The sequence below is a fragment of the Rhizobacter sp. P1_G5 genome (genome assembly GCF_056405435.1).
Genome location: NZ_JBFUCB010001205.1, coordinates 1 through 561, shown reverse-complemented (window position 1 = coordinate 561; position 561 = coordinate 1). Strand labels below are relative to the sequence as shown.

1 protein-coding gene is annotated in these 561 nt (G+C 71.7%); it reads left to right on the top strand.

Annotated features, from left to right (window positions below; genetic code table 11):
- Nucleotides 1-561, top strand: a 561-nt coding sequence (locus tag AC1D12_RS34980; RefSeq protein ID WP_477845626.1) for an ABC transporter ATP-binding protein, incomplete at both ends; no start/stop codon positions are given.

Here is a 561-nt window from a genome sequence, read left to right as displayed (position 1 = left end):
GTTCCCGCACATGACGGTCACCGCCAACGTGGCCTTCGGCCTCGAGATGCGCCGGATGCCGCGCGCCGAGCGGCTGGAGCGGGTGCGTGAGGCTCTGGCGCTGGTGCACCTGGAAGCGCATGCCGGCAAGTACCCGCGCGAGCTCTCCGGCGGGCAACGCCAGCGCGTCGCGCTCGCCCGCGCGCTGGTGATCGAGCCGCCGGTGCTGCTGCTCGACGAGCCGCTGTCCAACCTCGACGCGCAGCTGCGCGAGGAGATGCAGTTCGAGCTGCGCCGCATCCAGCGCCAGGTCGGCACCACCACGGTGATGGTCACGCACGACCAGGGCGAGGCGATGTCCATCAGCGACCGCGTCGTCGTGATGGAGCAGGGCCGCGCGACGCAGGTCGACCGGCCGCAGCGCGTCTACGAGCATCCGCGCACCCGCTTCATCTCGACCTTCGTCGGCAAGGCCAACCTGCTGGAAGGCCGCGTCAACGGCGAAGGCGCGGTGCAGGTCGGCAGCCTTCGCGTGGTGGTCGAAGAGACGGGCTTCCGCCCCGGGGCCGCGGTGCTGCTGAG